Annotated in this window: 19 protein-coding genes and 1 other RNA gene; 5 read left to right on the forward strand and 15 right to left on the reverse strand. The window is 54.7% G+C overall.

All coding sequences use genetic code 11. From position 1 onward, the window contains the following. Positions 1 to 44: 44 nt before the first annotated feature. The 3 genes from ACKZ62_RS03640 to ACKZ62_RS03650 form a co-directional block, all read right to left on the reverse strand. Positions 45 to 1,049 carry a YqaJ viral recombinase family nuclease gene (locus ACKZ62_RS03640; RefSeq protein WP_447096338.1) on the reverse strand — a complete coding sequence of 335 codons (1,005 nt, stop codon included), beginning with the start codon at positions 1,047 to 1,049 and terminating at the stop codon, positions 45 to 47. Between the two features lie 79 nt (positions 1,050 to 1,128). Further along, on the reverse strand, positions 1,129 to 2,097 hold the full coding sequence (locus ACKZ62_RS03645) for a DUF932 domain-containing protein (RefSeq protein WP_447096339.1): 969 nt from the start codon (positions 2,095 to 2,097) through the stop codon (positions 1,129 to 1,131). Between the two features lie 92 nt (positions 2,098 to 2,189). Beyond that, a complete protein-coding gene (locus ACKZ62_RS03650) occupies positions 2,190 to 2,462 on the reverse strand; it encodes a hypothetical protein (RefSeq protein WP_447096340.1) in 273 nt (90 codons plus the stop codon). A 451-nt stretch (positions 2,463 to 2,913) separates the two neighbouring features. On the opposite strand from ACKZ62_RS03650, the gene ACKZ62_RS03655 reads away from it, so the two are divergent. Beyond that, on the forward strand, positions 2,914 to 5,853 hold the full coding sequence (locus ACKZ62_RS03655; protein ID WP_447096341.1) for a DEAD/DEAH box helicase: 2,940 nt from the start codon (positions 2,914 to 2,916) through the stop codon (positions 5,851 to 5,853). 203 nt (positions 5,854 to 6,056) lie between these two features. Here the strand turns inward: ACKZ62_RS03655 and ACKZ62_RS03660 are convergent, their stop codons facing one another. From ACKZ62_RS03660 to ACKZ62_RS03700, 9 genes are all read right to left on the reverse strand, one after another. Then, on the reverse strand, positions 6,057 to 6,371 hold the full coding sequence (locus ACKZ62_RS03660) for a site-specific integrase (protein ID WP_187515810.1): 315 nt from the start codon (positions 6,369 to 6,371) through the stop codon (positions 6,057 to 6,059). 285 nt (positions 6,372 to 6,656) lie between these two features. Beyond that, positions 6,657 to 7,427 (reverse strand): hypothetical protein, encoded by a 771-nt coding sequence (locus ACKZ62_RS03665; protein WP_447096342.1) that lies wholly within the window; start codon positions 7,425 to 7,427, stop codon positions 6,657 to 6,659. Further along, positions 7,427 to 7,858: a hypothetical protein gene (locus ACKZ62_RS03670; protein WP_447096343.1), complete on the reverse strand. Its 432-nt coding sequence runs from the start codon at positions 7,856 to 7,858 to the stop codon at positions 7,427 to 7,429. The genes ACKZ62_RS03665 and ACKZ62_RS03670 overlap by 1 nt, the downstream gene beginning before the upstream one ends. A 138-nt stretch (positions 7,859 to 7,996) precedes the next feature. Further along, entirely contained in the window at positions 7,997 to 9,004 is a 1,008-nt protein-coding gene (locus ACKZ62_RS03675; RefSeq protein WP_447096344.1) for a pentapeptide repeat-containing protein, read from the reverse strand. 883 nt (positions 9,005 to 9,887) lie between these two features. Beyond that, the gene (locus ACKZ62_RS03680) at positions 9,888 to 11,144 is read right to left on the reverse strand and encodes an integrase domain-containing protein (RefSeq protein ID WP_447096345.1); all 1,257 of its coding nucleotides are present in this window, start codon (positions 11,142 to 11,144) and stop codon (positions 9,888 to 9,890) included. A gap of 185 nt (positions 11,145 to 11,329) precedes the next feature. Further along, positions 11,330 to 11,726: a transfer-messenger RNA gene (gene ssrA / locus ACKZ62_RS03685) on the reverse strand. 94 nt (positions 11,727 to 11,820) lie between these two features. Beyond that, positions 11,821 to 12,102, reverse strand: coding sequence for a PA2433 domain-containing protein (locus ACKZ62_RS03690; protein WP_032884699.1), 282 nt, complete (start codon positions 12,100 to 12,102; stop codon positions 11,821 to 11,823). A gap of 136 nt (positions 12,103 to 12,238) precedes the next feature. Continuing rightward, positions 12,239 to 15,049 (reverse strand): FAD-binding and (Fe-S)-binding domain-containing protein, encoded by a 2,811-nt coding sequence (locus ACKZ62_RS03695; RefSeq protein ID WP_447096346.1) that lies wholly within the window; start codon positions 15,047 to 15,049, stop codon positions 12,239 to 12,241. A gap of 106 nt (positions 15,050 to 15,155) precedes the next feature. Continuing rightward, positions 15,156 to 16,850 carry a lactate permease LctP family transporter gene (locus ACKZ62_RS03700; RefSeq protein WP_032884701.1) on the reverse strand — a complete coding sequence of 565 codons (1,695 nt, stop codon included), beginning with the start codon at positions 16,848 to 16,850 and terminating at the stop codon, positions 15,156 to 15,158. 261 nt (positions 16,851 to 17,111) lie between these two features. Between ACKZ62_RS03700 and ACKZ62_RS03705 the strand changes: the two genes are divergently transcribed. Further along, entirely contained in the window at positions 17,112 to 17,879 is a 768-nt protein-coding gene (locus ACKZ62_RS03705) for an FCD domain-containing protein (RefSeq protein WP_032884703.1), read from the forward strand. Positions 17,880 to 17,916: 37 nt separating this feature from the next. On the opposite strand, the gene smpB is transcribed toward ACKZ62_RS03705, so the two are convergent. Next, entirely contained in the window at positions 17,917 to 18,399 is a 483-nt protein-coding gene (gene smpB, locus ACKZ62_RS03710) for an SsrA-binding protein SmpB (RefSeq protein WP_003176160.1), read from the reverse strand. Positions 18,400 to 18,567: 168 nt separating this feature from the next. Between smpB and ACKZ62_RS03715 the strand changes: the two genes are divergently transcribed. Both ACKZ62_RS03715 and ACKZ62_RS03720 read left to right on the forward strand, forming a co-directional pair. After that, the gene (locus ACKZ62_RS03715) at positions 18,568 to 19,002 is read left to right on the forward strand and encodes a type II toxin-antitoxin system RatA family toxin (RefSeq protein ID WP_032884705.1); all 435 of its coding nucleotides are present in this window, start codon (positions 18,568 to 18,570) and stop codon (positions 19,000 to 19,002) included. Further along, a complete protein-coding gene (locus ACKZ62_RS03720; RefSeq protein ID WP_181640507.1) occupies positions 18,995 to 19,297 on the forward strand; it encodes an RnfH family protein in 303 nt (100 codons plus the stop codon). The genes ACKZ62_RS03715 and ACKZ62_RS03720 overlap by 8 nt, the downstream gene beginning before the upstream one ends. A gap of 63 nt (positions 19,298 to 19,360) precedes the next feature. Here ACKZ62_RS03720 and ACKZ62_RS03725 read toward each other — a convergent pair whose 3' ends face one another. Beyond that, a complete protein-coding gene (locus ACKZ62_RS03725) occupies positions 19,361 to 19,888 on the reverse strand; it encodes an outer membrane protein assembly factor BamE (RefSeq protein ID WP_017528805.1) in 528 nt (175 codons plus the stop codon). Positions 19,889 to 19,986: 98 nt separating this feature from the next. Between ACKZ62_RS03725 and fur the strand changes: the two genes are divergently transcribed. Continuing rightward, positions 19,987 to 20,391: a ferric iron uptake transcriptional regulator gene (gene fur / locus ACKZ62_RS03730; RefSeq protein WP_003194220.1), complete on the forward strand. Its 405-nt coding sequence runs from the start codon at positions 19,987 to 19,989 to the stop codon at positions 20,389 to 20,391. Positions 20,392 to 20,475: 84 nt separating this feature from the next. Here the strand turns inward: fur and recN are convergent, their stop codons facing one another. Then, positions 20,476 to 22,149 (reverse strand): DNA repair protein RecN, encoded by a 1,674-nt coding sequence (gene recN, locus ACKZ62_RS03735; protein WP_032884707.1) that lies wholly within the window; start codon positions 22,147 to 22,149, stop codon positions 20,476 to 20,478. Positions 22,150 to 22,151 lie beyond the last annotated feature (2 nt).

The following is a 22,151-nucleotide window of genomic DNA, read 5'->3' on the forward strand; positions in this document are numbered from 1 at the left end:
ACCCGAAAGCTGAATCTCGTAAGGATGGCCAGAGAGGAAAAAGATCAGTTGATAAGGAAGCGGCGGCTGCCTTCCTTGCGCTTGCTGAAGCGGACTTGCAGATAGGGCTTCTCCTTCAGCAGGCGCTCGACATCGAGCACGGTGCTGTCTTTGGAGCGTCTCCAACTGATAAAGCCATTGCTGAACTGCGCACGTGTGGCTTCGCCCATGGCTTGCAGCAGGATCTGTTTCAGTTGAGATTCGCGGCTTTCTTTTGCCGTAATGGACTGTCGAATAGCTTTGAGCTCCAAGTAGGTCGCGGCCAATCCAGCATTGGCGGTGAAGTCCACGGTTTGGCCGTTGTCCTGAGGGTAGAGGCAACGCAGGGCCGCTTCAGATGAGGCACTCCCATCGACCGGTGGCGGGGTGTCGGTTTGTACGTAATGCCAGAACTTGCGTTCCAGTTCGATTAGGCGAGCAATCATCTGCTCGTCCCGTTCGATGCGGTAGATCTCTAGATGCTGGCCGCCCAGTAGAACTGCAACATCAGCCGCCTGCTTGCCGGTGACGGCCAGCTGGTGCATGACCTGTAATTGCACATACTCGGGCACGCCTTCTTTCCAGAGGCGTGCTCCGTTTATGCCGGCAGTCTTGCATTCAAGGATTTGTACATCGTCGGCACCGTTCACTTCACGGTCGATATTGGCGAGCATCCAGGGCAGTTCTGGATCAGGGTGCTGTAGCACCGCGTTAATTCGTCGCACCTTCTTACCGGTGCGTTTGCTGTAGTGCCAGGCCACGATGGGCTCCAGCACATTGCCCCAGTAGGCAGGGCTTTCCTCATCATGAGGATCTATTTTCGGTAACGTGGCATCCCGTCCCGTCTTTTCAAGCCACAACTCCAACTGCGATTTATATGGGTTCAGGCCAACCGCTGCGCCTGCGTCTGAGCTGCCGATGCCTTGTTTGCGCACGGCGAGCCAGTCTTCACGGGGAAGCTCCTTGGTGCCGATTAAACGAAGGGCCGGACGGCTCTTGTAAGCATTTTCATTTCTAGAAATCGCTTTCATAAGGGATACCTTGCGGACATCAAAACGCCCGTTGAGCTGGATGCTGAACGGGCATTATGGTTGAAGGGGAGAGGGCATTTCAGGCCGCGAGTTGCAGGGCCGCCTCCAATGCCCGTTGCTTGATTTGCGCCCCCTGGCCGAACCAGGCGGAGTCCATGCGGTACTCGTTACTACGCGCTCTGCGCTCGTGGTCGACATACTCGGTCACGGCGTTGAGCAGACCCCAGGCAGTGCCTTGCGCCGACTCAAGCGTTGCGCCCCGTCCGCGTCCTTCGTACAGGCTTTGTACTTTGCGCAGGGCACGTTCGTTGGGGAGGACTTCAGGTAGTTTGCTATTGGGCGTTACTTCACACAGCACGGACATGAAGAATCCCATAGCCTCGTGCCACTGGACTTTACGCTCGGCCAGCACGCGCATGCGATACATGAATTCGTCCCATTGCGAGACTGCTACACCCAACTGCTTTTTGACGACCCGAGCATCGAAGCGGGTGCTGTGCGGCACCTTGATGGCGCGTGTGGTGCCATCCAGGGCGATGGTCAAAGTGTTGTTGCAGACCACGCGAACGGTGGTCGGCGTGGCCGTGGTGGCGAGCGTGCCGTCGCAGGAGGTCGCCAGCAACAAATAGCCGTTTACCTGATCATTGCCCTTCAGTGCGGTGCTTTGCCCGGTTCGGGCTAGCGCCCAGAACTTACGACCGCCTTTGAGCACTCCAGCGGTTTCCAGCTCATAGCCGGATACTTCAGTCAGGTCTCGATAGAACTCCATCACCTCACGTGGCTGAACAATTTGATAGCGGTTGGAGACCACCGACAACGGTGCTTTGGTGTCGGAACGGTACAGCACCTTTTGCTCCGGAAATGAGTGAATAGTGCCCATATGGCCGATAGCGTCGGCCTTGAAGTGAACTGGGCTTTCCTGGATCTGCCAGTCCATACCGGCTTCACGCTGCCAGATTTCGATAGGTTGTTTTTGAGTCAGTTGACTGCCGAGGCCGTGCCACGGGGTTGTGCCTACGTAAGCCATTTGTTCGATGTGATGAGCCATGATTAAGGTTCCTTGCAGTGCAGGTCGGCATAAACGCCACGCATCGCGTGGCACTGTCCGGAGGTAATAGAAAGAAAGGAGTAGAGGACGGATTAAGCTGGGAGGTTGAAGCGATGCCCGCAGATCAGACAGAGGTTGTGAGCGAGTACATGGCGGTCAAGCTTGTCGCCGAGTTGAGCGCCTAATGCACAGCCACCAGCGCCGCCAACAAGTCCTCCTAGGATGGCGCCGGAGACGGCTCCGAGAGTGACGCCGAACGGGCCGACGACTGCGCCGACGGTGGCACCCGCCTGACCGCCAGCCAGTGCTGCACTGACGCCGCGTGCTGCGCCGCCGACCGTACCGAGGGCAGCTGCAATTTTCATGGCTTGGTGGAAGGAAGCGATTTTGGGTGAGTTACAGCGAGGGCACTGCAATGACATGGTTTGAAGCTCCATGGTGGGATGTCAAAGCAGTGATGTAGAGTTGAGTTTTTTTCGAATCGAATATCCGTTTTTGATGAATGATTTGATCGGTACGGTTGTAGACGGCTCAGCGCAGTCTTCAGCCGAATCAATGCGCATCGGGGGCGTGGCCCACAGCCGACTTGACATGCCAGGCGTATCCAAGAGGCAGAGAGGTGAGCCCGCTTGCACTTGCGCAGGAGGCAAGCTGGGCGAAACCAAAACCGAGCGGGCACTACAGTCAGGCAACCCTGCGCGCGGCTCGACTGGTTTGTCCTTATGTCTAAGTGGTTAAGGTCATGCAAGCAATAGGTGGCGTGCTACCATATCGCCACCCTCTCCCAAAAGTTTTTTCTGCCTCTAGGTTATCGCCATGGACGATGTAGTCATAACGCATTTGGATGTGTACCAGAGCTGGCAAAACCATCTCTTCAATTTCCGTCTCGACGATCCCAAGACGAACGCACCAGGGCTGCGCAAGCCGCAACTGGCTGCGCTTTATGCCACCTTGGGGCATCTGGTGGTTGATCCCTCTTCGACCGCCACAGTGGTCATGCCGACCGGTACGGGGAAGACCGACACCATGCTCGCGCTTATCATCGCTGCGAGGATGGCCAGAACCTTGATCCTGGTTCCCTCGGACGCCCTCAGGACGCAGTTGGTGGGTAAGTGCACGGAGATGAAGACGCTTCGCACCGTGGGGGCGGTATCGGAAAAGGCGCGCAATCCCATTGTTGCAGCCATCGATTCGAAGCTGTCTGAGGCGCAGGTTGCAGAATTAGCTACTGCCAACATCATTGTGGCCACTCCCCAGGCCTTGCTGCAATTCGAAGATGCTGCTTTGGGGGCGCTGGTGAACATATGCTGCCACCTGATGATCGATGAGGCTCACCATGTCGTGGCAGCGAGTTGGAACCGAATCAAAACCGCCTTCAGAGGCAAACCTTGTATTCAGTTCACAGCGACGCCATTCCGGGAGGATGGTCTGGCTCTGGCCGGCAAGATCATCTACAACTATCCGCTCCGAGATGCGCAGCTTGATGGCTATTTCAAAGGTATTGAGTTCCATCCGGTGCGAGAATACAACCTCAAGCTTTCTGATCAGGCCATCGCGGACAAGGCTGTTGAGCTGCTTAGGGCTGACCTCAAGGCTGGGTACAACCACTTGATGATGGTGCGGGCCAAGTCGCACAAGCGGGCGATAGACCTGTTTGAGATTTACAAGCAGCACCCCGACCTCACGCCAGTCCTGATTCACAGTAAGGTGCCGAACCAAGCCGGGGTGATGGCTGAGATCGTCAAAAAGAAGCACCGGATCATCGTCTGCGTCGACATGCTTGGCGAAGGCTTCGATCTGCCCGAGCTCAAAATCGCCGCTATTCATGATCAACACCAAAGCCCGGCAGTGACGCTCCAATTCATTGGCCGGTTGACGAGGGTTGATGCCGCTCTTGGTGATGCCAAGTTCGTGGCGAACATCGCCAACCAGAAGACCGACCACCAGATGGCCGACCTCTATAAAGAGAGTGCTGACTGGGGTGCAGTCATTCGCAACGTGAGCGAGCAAAAGATCGACCGGGAGATTGAGAAAGCGGACTTCAACGAGCAGTTTGCTGACGGTGACGATGCTCAGGTGATTTTTGGGCTGAACCCGAACCCCAAAATCAGCGCCGTGGCGTACCACGTCTCTCCCAAAGACTGGACACCGCAGCGAGCGCAGGGTCTGGATGGGCGCAGAGAGACACTTCAGTACATCTCGATCAATGATCAGGCGGATACCGTTATTGTCGTGACTCGGCGAGAGACGCTGGTTGGTTGGGCTCAGACCGAAGAAATCGTCGATACCAACTGGAATCTATACATCGCTTTCTATAATAAGGCGCAGAAAACCCTGTTCATTCACACCTCTGGTGACGACACTCAGGCAGCTCGCTTTCTTAACCTGGTAACCAAAGACTCTCGTCGCATCAATGGTGAGCCGACCTTCCGTACGCTCCACGACATTAAGCTGATGAAGCTGCAGAACGTTGGCCTTTCCCGCGCCCGGAAAGACCTGCGGTTTACGATGCACGTGGGACGCGATATCAACCAGGTAATTAGCGACATTGAGAAGGGCAATGCGACAAAATCCAACATCTTCGCCACCGGTTTTGAGGATGGTGAGCGAACCACGGTTGGCTGCTCGCACAAAGGCAAGATCTGGGAGATGAACTCCTCTCCGATCAATTACTGGGTCGAGTGGTGCAAGCGTATGTCGGTCAAACTCAACGACAACACCATCGACCCTGGTGACGTACTCAAAAATGTCATGCGTGCTGACCAAATCAAGGACAGATGGCCAGAAGGCCTGTTCTACGCAGACTGGCCTGTGTCGATCGCGATTGAAAACGAGCAAAGGATATCGCTGTATTTTCAGGGAGAGACTTTCAACCTTCTCGACGTTGAGCTTGGTAAGCCTGAGTACCGTAGTGCACGGACGCTGGAGATCCCGGTTTTGGTCGAGGGTAACGATGGCGAGGAGCGTCGCCTCACTACCATAGCAATCAAGTTGTTGGAGGACGGATACAAGACCTCCTGTCCAGGTGTGAAGATACTTTACCCCCACGAGATGCCACTGGACTCGTACCTGGATGCAGAGCCGCTTGTATTGCTCAAGGTCGACGGCTCCATGGTGCAAGGTAACTACCGTCAGTACTCGCTCAACAGCATGGATGTAAAACTGCCTACCGGTTTGCTCGAAACCTGGGATTGGGGAACAACGAAAATCCATCAAGAGTCCATGCGTGCAGAGCGACGTAATGACTCAGTACAAGGCTTTACCTTTGACAGGATCACTGATGACTACTCCATTGTCTTCAACGATGATGGCAAAGGCGAAATCGCTGATCTGGTGGCAATTAGGGAAAACAAGGGCGCCATCTACGTCGACCTTTACCATTGCAAATTCTGCCCTATGACGAATGGCGTGGCCGCGCCCGGGGCGCGCGTCGCCGACGTCTATGAGGTATGCGGTCAGGCGTCGAGATCAGTGAAATGGCTGTACACGGGCGATAAGTTCTTCAACCGACTGATGGATCGTTACCAGCAATCACTGCTGAAGGACTTTGATAGAATCCTGAAAGGCACGCCTCAGCAGTTGGAAATATTGCGCAACAAATGCCACGACCATGAGCTGATCTTCAAATTTGTGATCGTCCAACCTGCGATATCGGCGAAGAAGGTGTCGAAGGAGCAGTTGATCGTCTTGGGGACGAGCTACTCATACATCAAGAGCATCTCGGGCTCGGACGTCAAGGTCATTGTCAGCCCTTAATTGATTTGCACCTGCGGAATTGCAGCTGACATACGCTGATGTCATGCTGTGATCCGCACATCCGCACATCCGCACATCCGCTACCGACTTCGCGTTTGCCATCACAAGCTTGTGGCACCCTGAAGCGTCCAAAATCCCAAGGTACTCGATGACCGCTACTGGCCAGTTAGCGACGTCCTGACTTCGACCGTCGCCATGCAAGGTCAGACCTCAGTTTGTTCCGCCATCTCCAGGGCGTCATCGACCTCAATCCCCAGATATCGAACCTTCGTATGGCCGAGCAGCAGCTGAACCGCCCGCAGGTTCTTCGTCCTGCGATACACGCGAAGCTTGGTTAAATCGCAGGCTCGAAGCTTGCTGTCGATGGCCAGATCGAAGAGAGCTAGATCCCGGGTTCTTTCTGCAATTTGAAGCATTACTCCAATGGCCCGGATATCTCTCAGTCGTAGTGGAGTTTTCTGCGCGACCAATTTTCCTTTGTTCCAGAGCTGACGGCTGCAGGTTGCGATGTTGTTCATGACAACTCCTTCACGTCTTGAAGGACAAGGATGGCTAACCAGAGAAAAGGTCGCTAGCCGAACACGCCGCAGGCTGGAGTCACTTCACCAGATCCGCTGACACCTGGGCATTAGCACTGACTTGAATACTCATTTGCAATCGACCTAACCAGCCAATTGCAAAGGATTTGTCCCCCTAGCTCCCATAACCGGCAGTGAACGGCAAAAAAATAGCCTGTCGAAATTGCAGACCATCTGACGGCTTCAAGCTAGTCGCCAACGTTTATTGAATCGACCTGGCCACCTTCATAAATTAACCCAAGACTTGTCATTCGCAGTCGGATCGTACTCCGTACAACTAATGCAGTGATCGCAATTAAGTATTGTGCTGCCGTACAAAAAGGCCTCAGAATTTGGATCTCCGCTGATGCTCTTAGCTATATGCTGCTTTGAGAACGGTATCTTCGTTACTCTTGAGGTTGCAAAATCAGGTTCTTTAACGACATCGAATGTAATTATCTCCATGTCGTAAACGATTTTTACTGTTTCCACGTCATCATATATCTCGCCCAAATGGTGATCGCATGATGAGTTTTCATCACGGCATATATTGCAGCGCTCACCAAATTTTTTACATTCAATACCACTATATCTTCGTCCACTCCTATGGTCGCAGTCTACGGGGTCCATATCGCATATAGAGCATTTATATTTCTCAAACCCTCGCATGCTAAATCCAAAATCACGATGCAAAAGAATATTGGGGCATTTTGTGAAATAAAACCCCTTTTCGAACTCTAATGCGCATCCGTAATTTTCATGCAAGACTTTCCCTATAGAGTGCATCTGCTTTGAAATGGGAATACGTAAATCTTTATGTATCCAAAAAACATTCAAAAGCATTTCTAATGCATGTCTAAGCTCAGTCTCAGAAGTTGTCAATTCGTCTGCGTTATAAGCCGTAATGATCTTTTGCGCTTCATTGAAGCTATTTTCCGCCATCTTGGAAAAATTGATTTCCCCAAACGCCATCAGCCTAGCCTCATAGGCCAGCTCATTATCTTCCTCCTCTCTCATTAATGATCCCTTAGGCTGTTTATGATTGATTCAACATCTACTCCCGAACCTTCTATAATTATTTCCTTATAATTCTCCCCGTCCTTTTTTATAAATTTTACAGAAACTGTTTTATCTTTTGCTATGTTTTGTCGTAGCCAATCTGTTAGGAAGTTAGCAAGCACCGCAAAAGGAATTCCGAAAATCAAAGGCAAAATTATGTCGGCACTTCTTAATGCTTGGTAAGTATGTGCCTCTCCCTTAACCACAATCGCCTTAACACCAAACTCTGTTAGATCTTTTCTTAAGTCGGGCGAATGTTCATTCAGGATGTCAACGCCGTCAGCGCTGCCTTCCGGCATGATAAAAGCTACATTTTCTTCGTAGCTTATTTTTCTATCGGATATTGCCTTGATATAGGATTCAATATCGATATCATTTTCTTTTAGCATTTTCCCAGCCTCATATTGCGATAAAAGGAATTGGAGGATATTGCCGCTTAAGAGCGCCAATATCATCATCCACGAAGCATGCACAAGACTATTGCGAAAGCCAACGTTAACAGCGCTTCGTTAATATTCAAGCAGTTTTCACCGCGCATTCAAAGCGGTGTTTAACCATTGGGTGATCGGTACCATTTGGCTTCCATTACCTTGCATCGATATATCAACCGTGCCGATTGGATTATTTCCGATACTAGCGTCAAGGAGGGAGACGGAATGCACCCGCGCCCCGTCGAAATTAGCTCCATTCAAGATAGCTTTTTCGAACGATGCACCACGTAGGTCGGCAAGCTTGAAATTCGCGTTAGTACAATCGGCCTCGTCGAAAACTGCTAGGTTTGCCTTAGTTTCCCGAAACTGTGTTCCATTAAGCTTGGACTTGCGAAACGAGGCCCCCTCTAGATCTGCGGCGTAGAAATCGACATTGCTGAAATCGCAGCGAGACCAGTAAGCAACTTTTGCATTCGCTCCTGAAAGATCAACACTCTGAACATTGGTCAAAGTGTCCGAAGGATTATCTTTGTAAAGTACTAGGTTGATCGTCAGTGTTTTTAGCACCTTGTTATCCTTCTCTATCGACAAGGCTGCCGCTAGAACCTGCTTCGTGAGCTGCATGAGCTGCGCTTTGCGCGCGTCGCTGACATTCCATTCCGACGGGAAAGACTTCAATATGGAGCCAAGTTTTACTGCGGCAGCCGCCCGTAGAATAGGAGACTGGTCTGCCAGTTCCTGAATGATTGACTGATAAACTTCGTCAACATTCTTCCTGTCTTCGAAGCTGATCCGTGCTTGGGTTGTGCGGCTCAGTCCAATCAAATAGCCGCCAACAGCGCCGCCTACTGTAACGAAAAGTGCGATGACTTTGAGAGCGAAAAGACTGCCGCTGGTATCGCTACGAATTTGACGGATTTCTGCGTCGATCTTACTGATCTCATAAATATCTTTTGCAGTGGCTCCCTTATTTTCGGTGCTGATGCGGTCTAACTCGATGAGGTATTGAGCCCCCAATGTTATCGTTAAGGCCAAACAAAGAATCAGCAAAAGTAGAAGGATGATGTGTTTGTTCGACAAACCCTTCTTGGGATCAAAATCCATTTTATAAGCACCTTATTATTTGACTAATCGTTGTGTCTTTTTGGATTGCACATGAGCTACCATGGCCGTCATAGAGGCTTAGTGTCTTATTTGCAGTGTTGACATGAATTAAAGCTTTACCCATTTTTTGACATAGAGAAACTGCCTCCCAGGTACCGCCGATGGAGCCGGAGCGTCTACCGTCCCAAGCTGCTATCACCACGGTTGAGCTAAATACTACCCATTCCATGCTTTTCTTGTATGCCCTTTCGTTGCGCTTAGAGAAGTTAAGCCGATGTTCGCTGGCAGCATTGCTGCGCAGTGAGCGGTAGCGAGCGTTGGCTTCTGGTTGCACAAAGTCCGCATCAAAATTAGCGAACGGAATGACTGACTGAAGAGGGATTGAGAGGCTCTTCGCACACTGCGCGAAGATTGTGTCTGCGCCTGCCGCAAGAGCGGAGACAGCCCTGAGCCCAGGGCGTCTGGACATCAATTCGGTCAACAGGCGATGGAAGCAAATCTGTACGTACGGAATCTCCTCGAGCGCTTCCAAATCACGGTGGCCGATACCTCCTACAATCGTCGTCCGGAGGTTCAAGGGATTTACAACTCTACGATTCATAGCTCTAGCACTTGAGTTAAGCCGCATAGAGACGCGGCTTTTCTTGATCGCATTGTGGCTTTATTTAGCATTTTTTTGTAGGGGGTCAATAACAGCTCCGGCCGGTGCTGTGTAAAAACGGTTTCAAGCAGGTTTGTCGATCTGAGTCGGAACAAGAATCGCACCGTTACGTAAAAATCTGTTCTGCGAATTAACCAAACATTGGCAGACTTTAAGTAGCCGCGCAGATTTCAAAACGGACGTCGCGTTTTTACACATTCTCGGCCTATAGCTGCCTTGGGTTCAGCGTGTCGAAACGACTTTTGAATCTCGTTTTTCTTTGATAGCTGACACAGAAAGGTTGCCGGTAGCGGCTTCCTGAATGTGGTCGCTCCACCAGGCCATCATTGGGCGTCTGCGCTCGATGTAGTCCGCTCGGTTATAGGCGCTTCGAACCTCGTCTTTATCGACGTGGGCAAGTGCGACTTCTATCAATTCCGGATCCCAGCCCTGCTCGTTGAGGATGGTGCTCGCCATTGAACGCATGCCATGACTTACCAAGCGCCCTTCGAAGCCCATCCGCTTCAGCGCCATATTGGCTGTCTGGCTGTTGCAGTGAGTGCGTGGGTCTCTGTCAGCAGGGAATACAAACTCTCGATGGCCGCTATAGGGTTTGATGGTCTCCAGCAGAGCAAGTGCGTGCTCGGTCAGCGGTATGGCGTGTGGGCGTCGCTTTTTCATGCGTTCGGCAGGGATTGTCCAGATCCTCCTTTCGAGGTCGATGTCAGCCCAGCAAGTTGTAGCGGCTTCCGCAGGGCGCGTCATGGTGTGAAGCTGCCATTCGATTAAGCAGCGGGTTGTCCTTTTGATGCTCGCGTTGGCGATTGCAATCATCAGTTCTGGCAGTTCTTCTGGTCGAAGAGCCGCCATGTTCTGCTTTTTCGGTTTCTTGAAAACGCCCCGGATGCCGCTGAGAGGATTGGCGAAGATCACCCCCGAGTTCACGCCATAGATCATGATTTCATTGAGCCTTTGAGTCAGTCGCTTCACTGTCTCCAAGCTGCCTTTCGCTTCCAAGGGGCGGAGCAATTCGATGACCATTGGCGCAGTGATTCGCGAGAGAGGTGTAGTTCCGAGCTTTGGAAATACGTGCAGGATGAGAGAGCGCCATATGTCTTCGGCATAGGCCGGTGTAACGACATCCTGCTTTAGCTCAAACCAAGTAGCAGCTACGTTCTCGAACGTGTGCTCAGTTGCTGCTTTTTTTGTTTGCGTCAACGCATTGCGTTGCTCTTTCGGGTCGATGGCTTGTGCAAGCAGTTCTCTGGCTTCGACCGTTTTCTTTCTTGCTTGCGCGAGAGAGAGCTCTGGGTAGGTGCCGAGTCCCATGTTGATACGATTCTTCGTTACCGGATGACGGTAGTTGAAGTTCCATAGTGTAGAGCCATTGATTCTCACTCGCAATTGAAGGCCGTCGCCATCGCTGAGGACGTAATCTTTATCTTTCGGCTTGATAGCTTTGAGCTGACGATCAGAGAGGCGGGTGGCTTGGGCGCACATGAGGTATTCCACGACATCGTTCGGTATTCCAAAAATTACCACTGAAGGGCTTGGAATACCATGTGGAATACCAATGGTTGTAGATTCTATCGGACGTCTTTGGACGCTGGCGGCCCTGAAAGCCCCGTATTTGCTGGATTTTAGGCACAAAAAAAGACGTCCGTGGACGTCTTTAGATGTTGAAGTGGTGGAGCCGGGGGGATTTGAACCCCCGTCCGCCAGTACTCCGCTGTCGGTACTACATGCTTAGCCGTGTCTATTAAGTTAACCCTCAGCGACCCGACTGGCAGGGTGCTTTGGGCGAGTTGTGTAAGTTTTAGCCGCTTCGTCCACAACGTACTGCACGGCGATTCTGTTCTATATGACAATCACTTTGGGTTTACAGACATCCCCTGGTGATTGCTGGACCCGAAGGTACCAGAAGCTCAGGTCTAAGGCTGCTTACGCAGCGATAGCGAATTCCTGGCCGTAGTTTTCGTCATTGGCAACTATAAGTAGTTGCAACAGTGGATTTACGAGTTCTGTTACCAACTCGGCATGCACCTAAAGTTTCGCGACCGGCGTCGAATCCTAAACGGCCCCGTGCTTGTAACTCGTTGTTTCATAGTGAGTGACAAGCCTGTGCAGTGTACGCCATACGGTCACCGAAGGCCAACCCGAAGGTTGGCCTTACTGCTTACTTGCCGCCTTTGTTGCTGTTTTGCAGGTCTTGCAGGGTTTTGTTGGTGACTTCGATGCACTGCTTATCATCGCCAGACGCGTGAAATGCCTTGGCTTGGGAGACAACCGTGTCGATTTCCCCACTCTTGCCGGTGGTGTCGGTGGCGAGTGTCGCTTTGGCGTTGTTAATTTTGTCTATATTGATTTGGCACAGGTCTTTTTCACTGTCGGCCGCGAAGACCGGGGACGCCAGCATCGCAGCGGTAACGAACAAGCCAGCAAGAGCGGAACGCTTCATAGGGTATCTCCTTGCGCAAAGGGCTCGACGCTGCTGGCCTTCAAGCGCTGCCAGCGACATCACTGATTGGCCTCGTTCGTCGAGGCCTATTCAAGTGACTACGCTGGCGTGCAGGGGTTCTGTTTTTTTTGCAGGATTATTGGGCGCGGGCCTCGGTTACTCGGTCCACGAGGTACACCAGCCCGTGATAATCAATGCCGCCATGCTGGCTCAAGCCGATTTCGCAGGTGCGGCTGGTGGAAATGCCTTCGCTGCAATATTGCACGGCATCCTTGAGGGTGCGCAGTGAGTGGGCATTGAGTTCTGGCGTGGTGAAGCCTTTGTCGCCGGCAAACCCGCAGCAGTGGATGCCTTCTGGAATCACGACGGTTTTGGCGCAGCGACGCGCTAGGTCGATCAGCGCCTGGCTTTCTCCCAGGTGTTGGGTACTGCAGGTGACGTGTACGGCGATCGGTGCTTCCTGCGGCATGAAATCAAGGCGGTCCATCAGGTGCGTGCGGATAAAGCGTACTGGGTCGTAGAGGTCCAGGCGGGTTTCGCCCAGGTCTTGCACCAGACGTAGGGTGCACGGGCTGGTGTCGCAATAGATCGGATCGAGGCCGCCGCGGCTGGCATGGAGCAGGGCGCCGATCAACTCCTGGCGCTTGTGCTCTGCCTGTTCGGCATAGCCTTTGGAAGCGAACGGCTGGCCGCAGCACATGCTGTCTTGGTTGTCGGGAAAGACGACTTGGTAGCCAGCCTTTTCCAGCAGGCCCCGGGTTTTGTCGTACAGCGACATCTGCTCTTTATCGCCGAACGCCGGGCCCATGGCGCGTGAGACGCACGCCGCCAGGTAGACCACTCGAGGCCGCTCATCCGTCACAGCCGGGCTGAAACGAATCGCCTTTTCCGGCTGTGGCATAGCGCTGCTCCACTGCGGAATTTGTCCCTTGGACAGCTTGGTCACGGTGGCAGACAGCTTCGCCAGGCGAGGAGCGCCGAGCAGCATGCGAGCACCATTGGCGACATGCAGGGTAAAGCGCGCACCTTGCAGTGCGGTGGCGAAATGGGTGGCGAGCCATTCGGCTGTTTTCGTACGGTCGGCGTCACGACTGCGCAGCTTTTTCACCAAGTCGCCGGTATTGATTCCCACAGGGCAGCGCTGGGCGCATAGCCCGGTGGCTGCGCAGGTGTCGATGCCTTGGTAGTGGTAGGCGGCTTCCAGTTCGGTGGTGTCGACGCCGGCGCGTTTCTTCGCCTGAATGTCGCGCCAGATCACGATGCGCTGGCGTGGGCTCAACGTCAGGCCTTTTGAGGGGCACACAGGCTCGCAGAAGCCGCACTCGATGCACTTATCCACAAGCTCGTCGGCTGCAGGCAGTGGTTTGAGGTGCTTGAGGTGAATCTGCGGGTCGTTGCTGAGCACTACGTCGGGGTTGAGAATGCCGTTGGGGTCGAGCAGGCGCTTGAGCTGCCACATCAGTTGGTAAGCATCGCTGCCCCATTCCAACTCGACGAATGGCGCCATATTGCGTCCGGTACCATGCTCGGCTTTCAGTGAGCCGCCGAACTCGACGGCCACCAGTTGCGCCACGTCATCCATGAACGCTTGGTAGCGTGTGACTTCTTCGGCGCTGTTGAAGCCTTGGGTGAACACAAAGTGCAGATTGCCTTCCAGGGCGTGTCCGAAAAGGATGGCTTCGTCGTAGTGATGTTTGTCGAACAGTTCGATCAGACGGTTTACGCCGATGGCGAGTTGCTCGACGGGAAAGGTTACGTCTTCGATGATCACCGTGGTGCCGGTTTTGCGCACAGCGCCGACGGCAGGAAAGGTGTCCTTTCGGATCGCCCAGAGTCGGGCGTTTTCTACAGGGTCTTCGGTGAAATCGACCTGTTTCTCGACGGGGAAAACGGCCAGGGACGCCATGATCAGCGCCATTTGCTCATGCAGCAAAGAAGGTGATGCCGCGCGGGATTCGATGAGCAGCGCGCAGGCATTTTCCGACAGGTGTTGTACGAAGGCGGGCATGCCGGGTTTGTTCTGGACCGAACGCATGCTGCGTCGATCCAGCAGCTCTACGGCTGAGACCGGCTGGGTTTTCAACACGGTTACTGCGTTGCAGCACGTCTCCACATTGGGGAACACAATCAATGCCGAGGCTTTGTTGGGATGATCGATCACGGTGTCGTAGGTCACTGCGCTTATAAAGCCCAGCGTCCCCTCGGAGCCGACCAGCAGATGGCTAAGAATATCCAGTGGTTCATCGAAATCCACCAGGGCATTGAGTGACAGTCCTGTGGTGTTTTTCAGACGATATTTGTGGCGGATTTTCGCGGCGAGTTCGGCGTTTGCCCGCGTCTCGCGACCCAGTGTCGCCAGGCGTTCAAGCAGCGCGCCGTGCCGCTCACGAAAGGCGCTGACGCTGGCCGCATCTTCGGTGTCCAGGCAACTGCCGTCGGCCAGCACCAGACGAATGCCAGCCAAGGTGTGATAGGTATTTTGCGCGGTGCCGCAGCACATGCCGCTGGCATTGTTGGCGACGATTCCGCCGATCTTGCAGGCATTGATCGATGCGGGATCCGGGCCGATCTTGCGCCCGAACGGCGCCAGCCAGGCGTTGGCCTGGGCACCGATTACGCCGGGTTGCAGGCGGATCTGAGTCCCGTGCCCGCGAATCTCGCGGCCGTTCCAATTGTCTCCCAGCACGATCAGTACGGAGTCGCTGATCGCTTGACCGGACAAACTGGTGCCGGCCGCGCGGAAGGTCACTGGCACGCGCTCACGCTGGGCCAGTTGCAGCAGAGCTACCACTTCACCTTCCGACTCCACGCGGATCACTAGTTGTGGGACCAATCTGTAAAAACTGGCGTCGGTGCCGAATGCGAGGGTGGAAAGTGGATCGTCGAAACGCCGATCTTTTGGGATCAGCTGTGCGACGTCAGCTAAGAAAGCGGCAGGCAGACTCATGGGGCCTCCAGGATCAGCACCCCCAGGGCGCCGTATTGACACGAATGCGCAATGCCGACGCCGAGGTTACCGCCCGGCGTCGGCTATTACCCTATTGCTTGTGGCTTTAGTGCACCAGCATGCCGGTAAACCAGTAGGCCTGAGCCAGCGTGATCAGCCCGACGATTGTGGCGAAGAAGAGGCTGTGCTTGAGGGTGAAGCGGAACAGATCGGATTCCTTGCCCACCAGGCCGGTTGCGGCGCAGGCCACTGCGATCGATTGCGGCGAGATCATTTTGCCGGTGACGCCGCCGCTGGTGTTCGCGGCTACCAATAGGGTGTCGTTGACGCCGATCTGGTGCGCTGTAGTGGCTTGCAGCGAGCTGAACAGGGCGTTGGACGAAGTGTCGGAGCCCGTCAGGAAAACGCCCAGCCAGCCAAGGAACGGCGAGAAGAACGGGAAGGCTGCACCGGTACCAGCCAATACCAGCGCCATGGTCGACGACATGCCGGAGTAGTTGGTGACGAAGGCAAAGGCCAGCACCATGCCGATCGACAAGATTGGCCAGCGCAGTTCGTAGAACGTCTCTTTTAAAGTGGTAAGACCAATCTTGATGTTGATCTTCAGTACTAGCATCGAAATCAGTGCGGAGAAGAAAATCGCTGTACCAGTGGCTGAAATTGGGTCCAGCTTGAATACCGCTGGAATGGCAGTCGGGTTGGTCACGATGGGTGCGACCTTGACCACCAGTTGGTCCAGGTGTGGGATCGCGAAGTTGAATACCCAGCTGTACATAGAGCCGCCGGCGGCGAACATCGCCTTGAACGGTTTGAGCGTCCAGATAGTGACCAGCACGGTGAGGATCAGGAATGGCGACCAAGCCTTGAAGATCTGCCCCAGGCTATAAGGCGAGGCGACGGTGCTGCGTGGCAAGCCGAAGCCGCCAACACTGGCGGTAATGGCTACGCCGGAGGTTGCGCCCGCAATCTGCGCGCCTGCGGTGCGCTTGGGTTGCCAGACTTTCAGGAACAGGGTCAGGGAAATCAGGCTGGCCAAAGCCGAGGTGATGTCCGGCAGTTCCGGGCCGATGAAGTTGGACGTGAAGTATTGAGTGATGGCAAAGCTCAAGCCAGCGACCAGCGCAGCCGGCCAGGTTTCGCGCACACCGCGCAGGCCATCCATCATAAATACCAGCCAAAACGGCACGAACAGCGACAACAAGGGCAACTGGCGTCCGGTCATGGCGCCGATCTTGAAGGCATCGATACCGGTCACTTGCCCGGCAACGATGATCGGAATCCCCAGGGCGCCAAAGGCAACGGGCGCGGTGTTGGCAATCAGGCACAAGCCGGCTGCGTACAGCGGGTTGAACCCCAGGCCTACCAGCAATGCGGCGGTAATTGCCACGGGGGCACCGAAACCGGCAGCGCCCTCCAGGAAGGCGCCAAAGCAGAAACCGATCAGCAGCACCTGTAAGCGTTGGTCATCGGTGATCGACAGCACCGAGCTGCGGATGATCTCGAACTGGCCACTCTTGACCGTTAGTTTGTAGAGAAACACCGCCGCGACAATGATCCAGGCAATAGGCCAAAGACCGTAGGCGAAGCCGTAGCCAGCAGCGGCCAGCGCCATATCTACTGGCATCTGGAAGGCAAAGATTGCCACCAGTATCGACAGCGCCAACGTGATGCTGCCGGCCACGTGGCCTTTGAGGCGAAACACGGCCAGGGCCAGGAAGAAAAATACGATCGGAATAACGGCGGCCAATGCGGACAGGCCGAGGCTGCCGAGCGGGCTGTAAAGCTGTTGCCAGGTTTGCATATGGGGTGGCCCCTAATTGTTGTTGGTCAGGCACTTTTTAGTCGATCTGGATAATTGGTATTACCAATTTACAATCGCTGGAGGGTAGGTTAAAAGCCTTCAGGAGATGTGTCAATTTGCCGCTCGCGAAACTTTGGTCGTAGGTCATTGGGTAAGACCATCTGATCGGTTGAATCGAAGCTGTTCTGATAGGTGCTGGAAGGGCGGCGATAGGCCAGAATAGAGGGCCCGGCGAGTGGTCGGGATGGTGGAGAGTGAGTTATGGGGTTTGATCAGGTGCGTCAGCGCCGTTTGTCTGACGATATTGTCGAGCAGCTTGAGGGGATGATCCTTGAGGGCACGCTGAAGTCGGGTGAGCGCTTGCCGGCTGAGCGCGCTTTGGCTGAGCGGTTTGGCGTGTCGCGTCCGTCGCTGCGGGAGGCCATTCAGAAACTGGCGGCCAAGGGGTTGTTGGTGAGTCGGCAGGGCGGAGGCAATTATGTTGCCGAGTCACTGGGCTCGACGTTCAGTGATCCGTTGCTACACCTGTTGGAAAACAACCCCGAGGCGCAGCGTGACCTGCTGGAGTTCCGCCAGACCCTCGAAGCATCCTGTGCTTATTACGCTGCGTTGCGTGCCACCGAGGTCGATCGCGAGCGGCTGACCGCTGCATTCGAGGCGCTGCAGGATTGCTATGGCCGCGTTGATGAAGTGAGTCGGGTCGAGGAGGGTGCTGCGGATGCAAGATTTCATCTGGCCATTGCGGAGGCCAGTCATAACGCCGTGTTGCTGCACACCATTCGCGGCCTGTTCGACCTGCTCAAGCGTAACGTGGTGACCAATATTGGCGGCATGTATCAGCAGCGTACGGAAACTCGCGACATGCTGATCAGTCAGCATCGGGAGTTGTACCTGGCAATTATTGAGGGGCGGGCAGAGCAGGCGCGAGAAGTCTCAACGCGTCATTTGGAATACGTGCAGGAAGTGTTGGCGGAAGTGCGTCAGGAGGTTCAGCGCGTGGCGCGAGCGGAGCGTCGTAAAGGGATGTAGCCGGGGGATTTATTCCGAGGCTACATCGTCACAAGGGTTACTCTTCCTTGCCCTTGTTGCGCACAGCGCGATGCAGTTCCCGGTTGGAATCGCGTTCGCGCTCGGTATCACGCTTGTCGTATTCCTTCTTGCCCTTGCCCAGTGCGATCTCGCACTTGACCAGATGCTTGCTCCAGTACCAGGACAGGCAGATGCAGGCGTAGCCTTTCTGCTGCACGGCAGCGGCGAGCTTTTCCAGTTCGCGTGCGTTGAGCAATAGTTTGCGCGTGCGCACCGGGTCGGCAATTACGTGGGTGCTCGCAGTGGTCAGCGGGGTGATATGACTGCCCAGCAGCCATGCCTCGCCATCCTTGAGCAATACGTAGCTGTCGACCAGTTGCAGCTTGCTGGCACGCAGACTTTTTACTTCCCAGCCGGCCAGGACCAGACCAGCCTCGAACCGATGTTCGATGAAGTAATCGTGTCGCGCCTTTTTATTTTGCGCGATGGTCCCTGTGGGGTGTTTCTTTTGTTTAGCCATAGGGGCGGCATTATAGGGAGTTGCGAGCGTGTCGGCTACGGTCAACCTACGTGCTTGAGCGTGTTGGTCGAATCCCGGACAATGCTGGCAGTTCTTTGCTTTTTTTCTCTCGCGGAACGAGCTGTTCTTTCGCGATGTTTGCCGCTCAGCTGTGGAAATAACGCGCACATGACGACGCATATTCAACGTTCGGCCCTGCTGCCCTATCCGGCGCAGGCGCTCTATGACCTGGTCAACGACGTGGCGCGTTACCCGGAATTCCTGCCTTGGTGTTCCACGGCTGAGGTGCTTGAAAGCACTGATGAGCACATGGTCGCCAGTGTCGGTGTGGCGAAAGGTGGGCTGGGCCAGCACTTTGTCACGCGCAATGTGTTGGTGCCGGGCAAGTCCATTGAAATGAATCTGCAGGAAGGCCCTTTTACCCAGTTACACGGTATCTGGGTATTCAAGGCGCTGACCGACAAGGCCTGCAAGATCAGCTTGGACCTGTCGTTTGATTACGCTGGCCCGCTTGTGCGGGCGACATTGGGGCCATTGTTCAATCAGGCGGCCAATACGCTGGTAGATGCGTTCTGTCAGCGGGCCAAGCAACTGCATGGTTGAGATTGAGGTGGTATACGCTGCTGTAGATCAGCAGGTCTTGCTGGCGTTAACGGTGGCTTCGGGTACCAGTCTGCGAGGGGCGGTGCAGGCGTCAGGAATTGCAGTGCGGTTTCCCGAGTTGGATCTGGCTGATTGTCCTTTGGGGATATTCGGTAAGGTTGTCGCGGACGCTGAAGCGCGCGTTGTGCAATCGGGGGATCGCATTGAGATCTATCGCCCTTTGCTCGTCGACCCTAAAGAGGTGCGAAGGCTGCGTGCCGCCAAGGCGGCGTTGATCAAGCAGCAGAACTCATAAGATTGCTAATCATCAGGCAACAAAAAGCCCGGCATGCCGGGCTTTTTTGTAGGTGCCGCAATGTTACTGCGGGCTGGTGTCCAGTGGCTGAGGCGTCGGTACCGGAACGGTTTCCACTCCGTCGACGTCCTTCTGGATCTTGTCGAGCAACGAGCCTGGCTTCGCTGGTACTTCGGATTTCGGCTTCTCGCTTTCCTGCGCAGGTGCAGTCACGTTGGTGCCGTTGTCTTTACCTAGCAGGGCTTCATCTCGGCTTACGCCAGGCATGAAGTCACCCGACAGGCTGACAAGCTGGTCATTGCCATTGAAAATGACGCTGACACGTTCCTGTTGGCGTTCACCGCCACCAGGCTGCAGGCTGTAGAGATAATCCCAGCGATCGGCGTGGAAAGTGTCAGTCAGCAGGGGGTTGCCCATAATAAACCGTACTTGCCGTCGGGTCATTCCCGGGCGTAACTGGTCTATCATGTCCTGCGTGACGACATTGCCCTGCTGGATGTCGATTTTGTAAACCCCGGGGAATGAACAACCGGCGAGTGCGAGCAGTCCCACAAAGGTGAAACTGGTTAGCAAGAGCTTGGTGTTTTGCATCGGTGGGCGACTTCCACTATCTTGGCTGGGACAACGTAAACGCCGATCATACCCGTATTAAGAGAAGCTGCGAAGCAGCATCCGCGAGAAAGCTAACCATGGTTGAAAATAGCGAACTACGCAAAGCCGGTCTTAAAGTGACTCTGCCACGAGTCAAGATTCTACAAATGCTCGATTCTGCTGAGCAGCGCCACATGAGTGCCGAGGATGTTTACAAGGCGCTGATGGAGTCTAATGAGGACGTTGGCCTGGCCACGGTTTACCGTGTACTGACCCAGTTTGAAGCCGCAGGGCTGGTGGTTCGTCATAATTTCGACGGCGGTCATGCAGTGTTCGAATTGGCCGACGGTGGTCATCATGACCATATGGTTGACCTGGATACCAATGAGGTTATCGAGTTCACTAGCCCAGAGATCGAAGCGCTGCAGCATAAGATTGCTGAGGAGCATGGATTCGATTTGGTTGACCACAATCTCGTGTTGTACATCCGTAAGAAAAAGTAAAAATCGATGCAGATTCGCTCTGCAAAACGATTGAAGGCGACCCTAGGGTCGCCTTCGTGCTTTCTATATAAGGAAAAGTTTGGGTCAGGCCTTGGTGGTTACGACCATCTTCTTAGCGTGTGCTAAAGACTCTTTAGTCAGGTCGATACCCCCGAGCATTCGGGCCACTTCTTCAACGCGTTCCGACTTGCTCAGCTTAGATACTGCCGTGTGCGTCGCATCGCTTCCTCTTACCTTGTGCACAAATAAGTGTTGATGCCCCTGGGCTGCCACTTGTGGCAAGTGAGTGACCGTCAGTACCTGCCCTCGATCTCCCAGGCGACGCAGCAACTGGCCAACAATCTCCGCGGTCGGGCCGCCGATGCCTACGTCGACTTCATCGAACACCAGCGTCGGCACCCGGGATGTTTGCGCAGTAATCACTTGGATCGCCAGGCTGATACGCGACAGCTCGCCACCGGACGCGACCTTTGCAAGTGCCTTGAGCGGTTGTCCTGGGTTGGCGCTGACCAATAGCTCAACCTGCTCCAGGCCGTGTGGCTGCAACTCAGTAGTGGTGTTGGCGCGCAATTCAATAGTGAAGCGCCCGCCCGGCATGCCCAGGCGCTGGATTTCCTGCTCAACGGCATCTGCCAGACTGCTGGCGGCCTGTTGGCGCAGCTCGCTCAGTTCGCGGGCCTTTTCCTGGTAATGGCGGGCAAAAGAGCCGAGCTCTTCGCCTAGTCGCTCGATGGATTCGTCATTCGCGTTCAGCGTCTCGATTTCATCCAGCAGCTTTTGCTGCATGGTTGCCACTTCAGTGGGTTGGATTCGATGTTTGCGCGCCAGGGTGTAGATGGTGTCAAGACGCTCTTCTATTTCCTGCAGGCGCGCCGGGTCGGCGTCGAAATGATCCAGGAAGCGGTTGAGCTCGCCTACTGCTTCTTCTACTTGGATTTGCGCACTGGTCAGTAAGGTTGTGGCTTCACTCAATGAGCCCGAAGCGCTGTTAACGCTGGACAGTCGATTGAGGCTCGCCGTGAGCGCATTGAGCACGTTGCCGGAGTCGCTCTCGCTGCACTGCTCAACCACTTGGCGGCAGATACCCAGCAGAGTTTCGGCGTTGGTGAGGTTCTTGTGTTCCTGCTCCAGTTGTTCCAGCTCAGTTTCTCCAAGACCCAGGCTTTCCAGTTCTTCAAGTTGATAGCTGAGCAGTTGGTGGCGAGCGCGCTGCTCGTCGCCGGAGTTCGACAGTCGCTCCAGCTCCTGGCGAGTCTGGCGCCAGCGCTGGGCAGCCAGTTGTACTTGCCGGGCAAGGTCGGTTGCGCCGGCGTATTCGTCGAGCAGGCGGCGGTGGGTATCGGTTTTGAGCAGGGACTGGTGCTCATGCTGGCTATGAATGTCTATCAGCAGTTCACCCAGGGCTTTCAAGTCGCCGAGGGGGCAGGGCGTTCCATTGATATAGCCGCGCGAGCGTCCTTCGGCAGTGATGACGCGGCGCAGGATACATGGGCCGTCATTATTGAGGTCGCGCTCGGCTAGCCAGACTTCGGCTTCGGGGATATCGGCGAGGTCGAAGGTGGCCAGGATGTCGGCCTTGTCAGCCCCTGGGCGCACTACGCCACTATCGGCTCGGTCGCCCAGGGTCAGGCCCAATGCGTCGAGCATGATCGACTTGCCGGCGCCGGTTTCGCCTGTGATTACGCTCATCCCCCGATCCAGTTCGAGATCCAGATGTTCAACGATGGCGTAGTTATGTACGGACAGGTGCACGAGCATGA

This window comes from Pseudomonas sivasensis, from assembly GCF_052938085.1.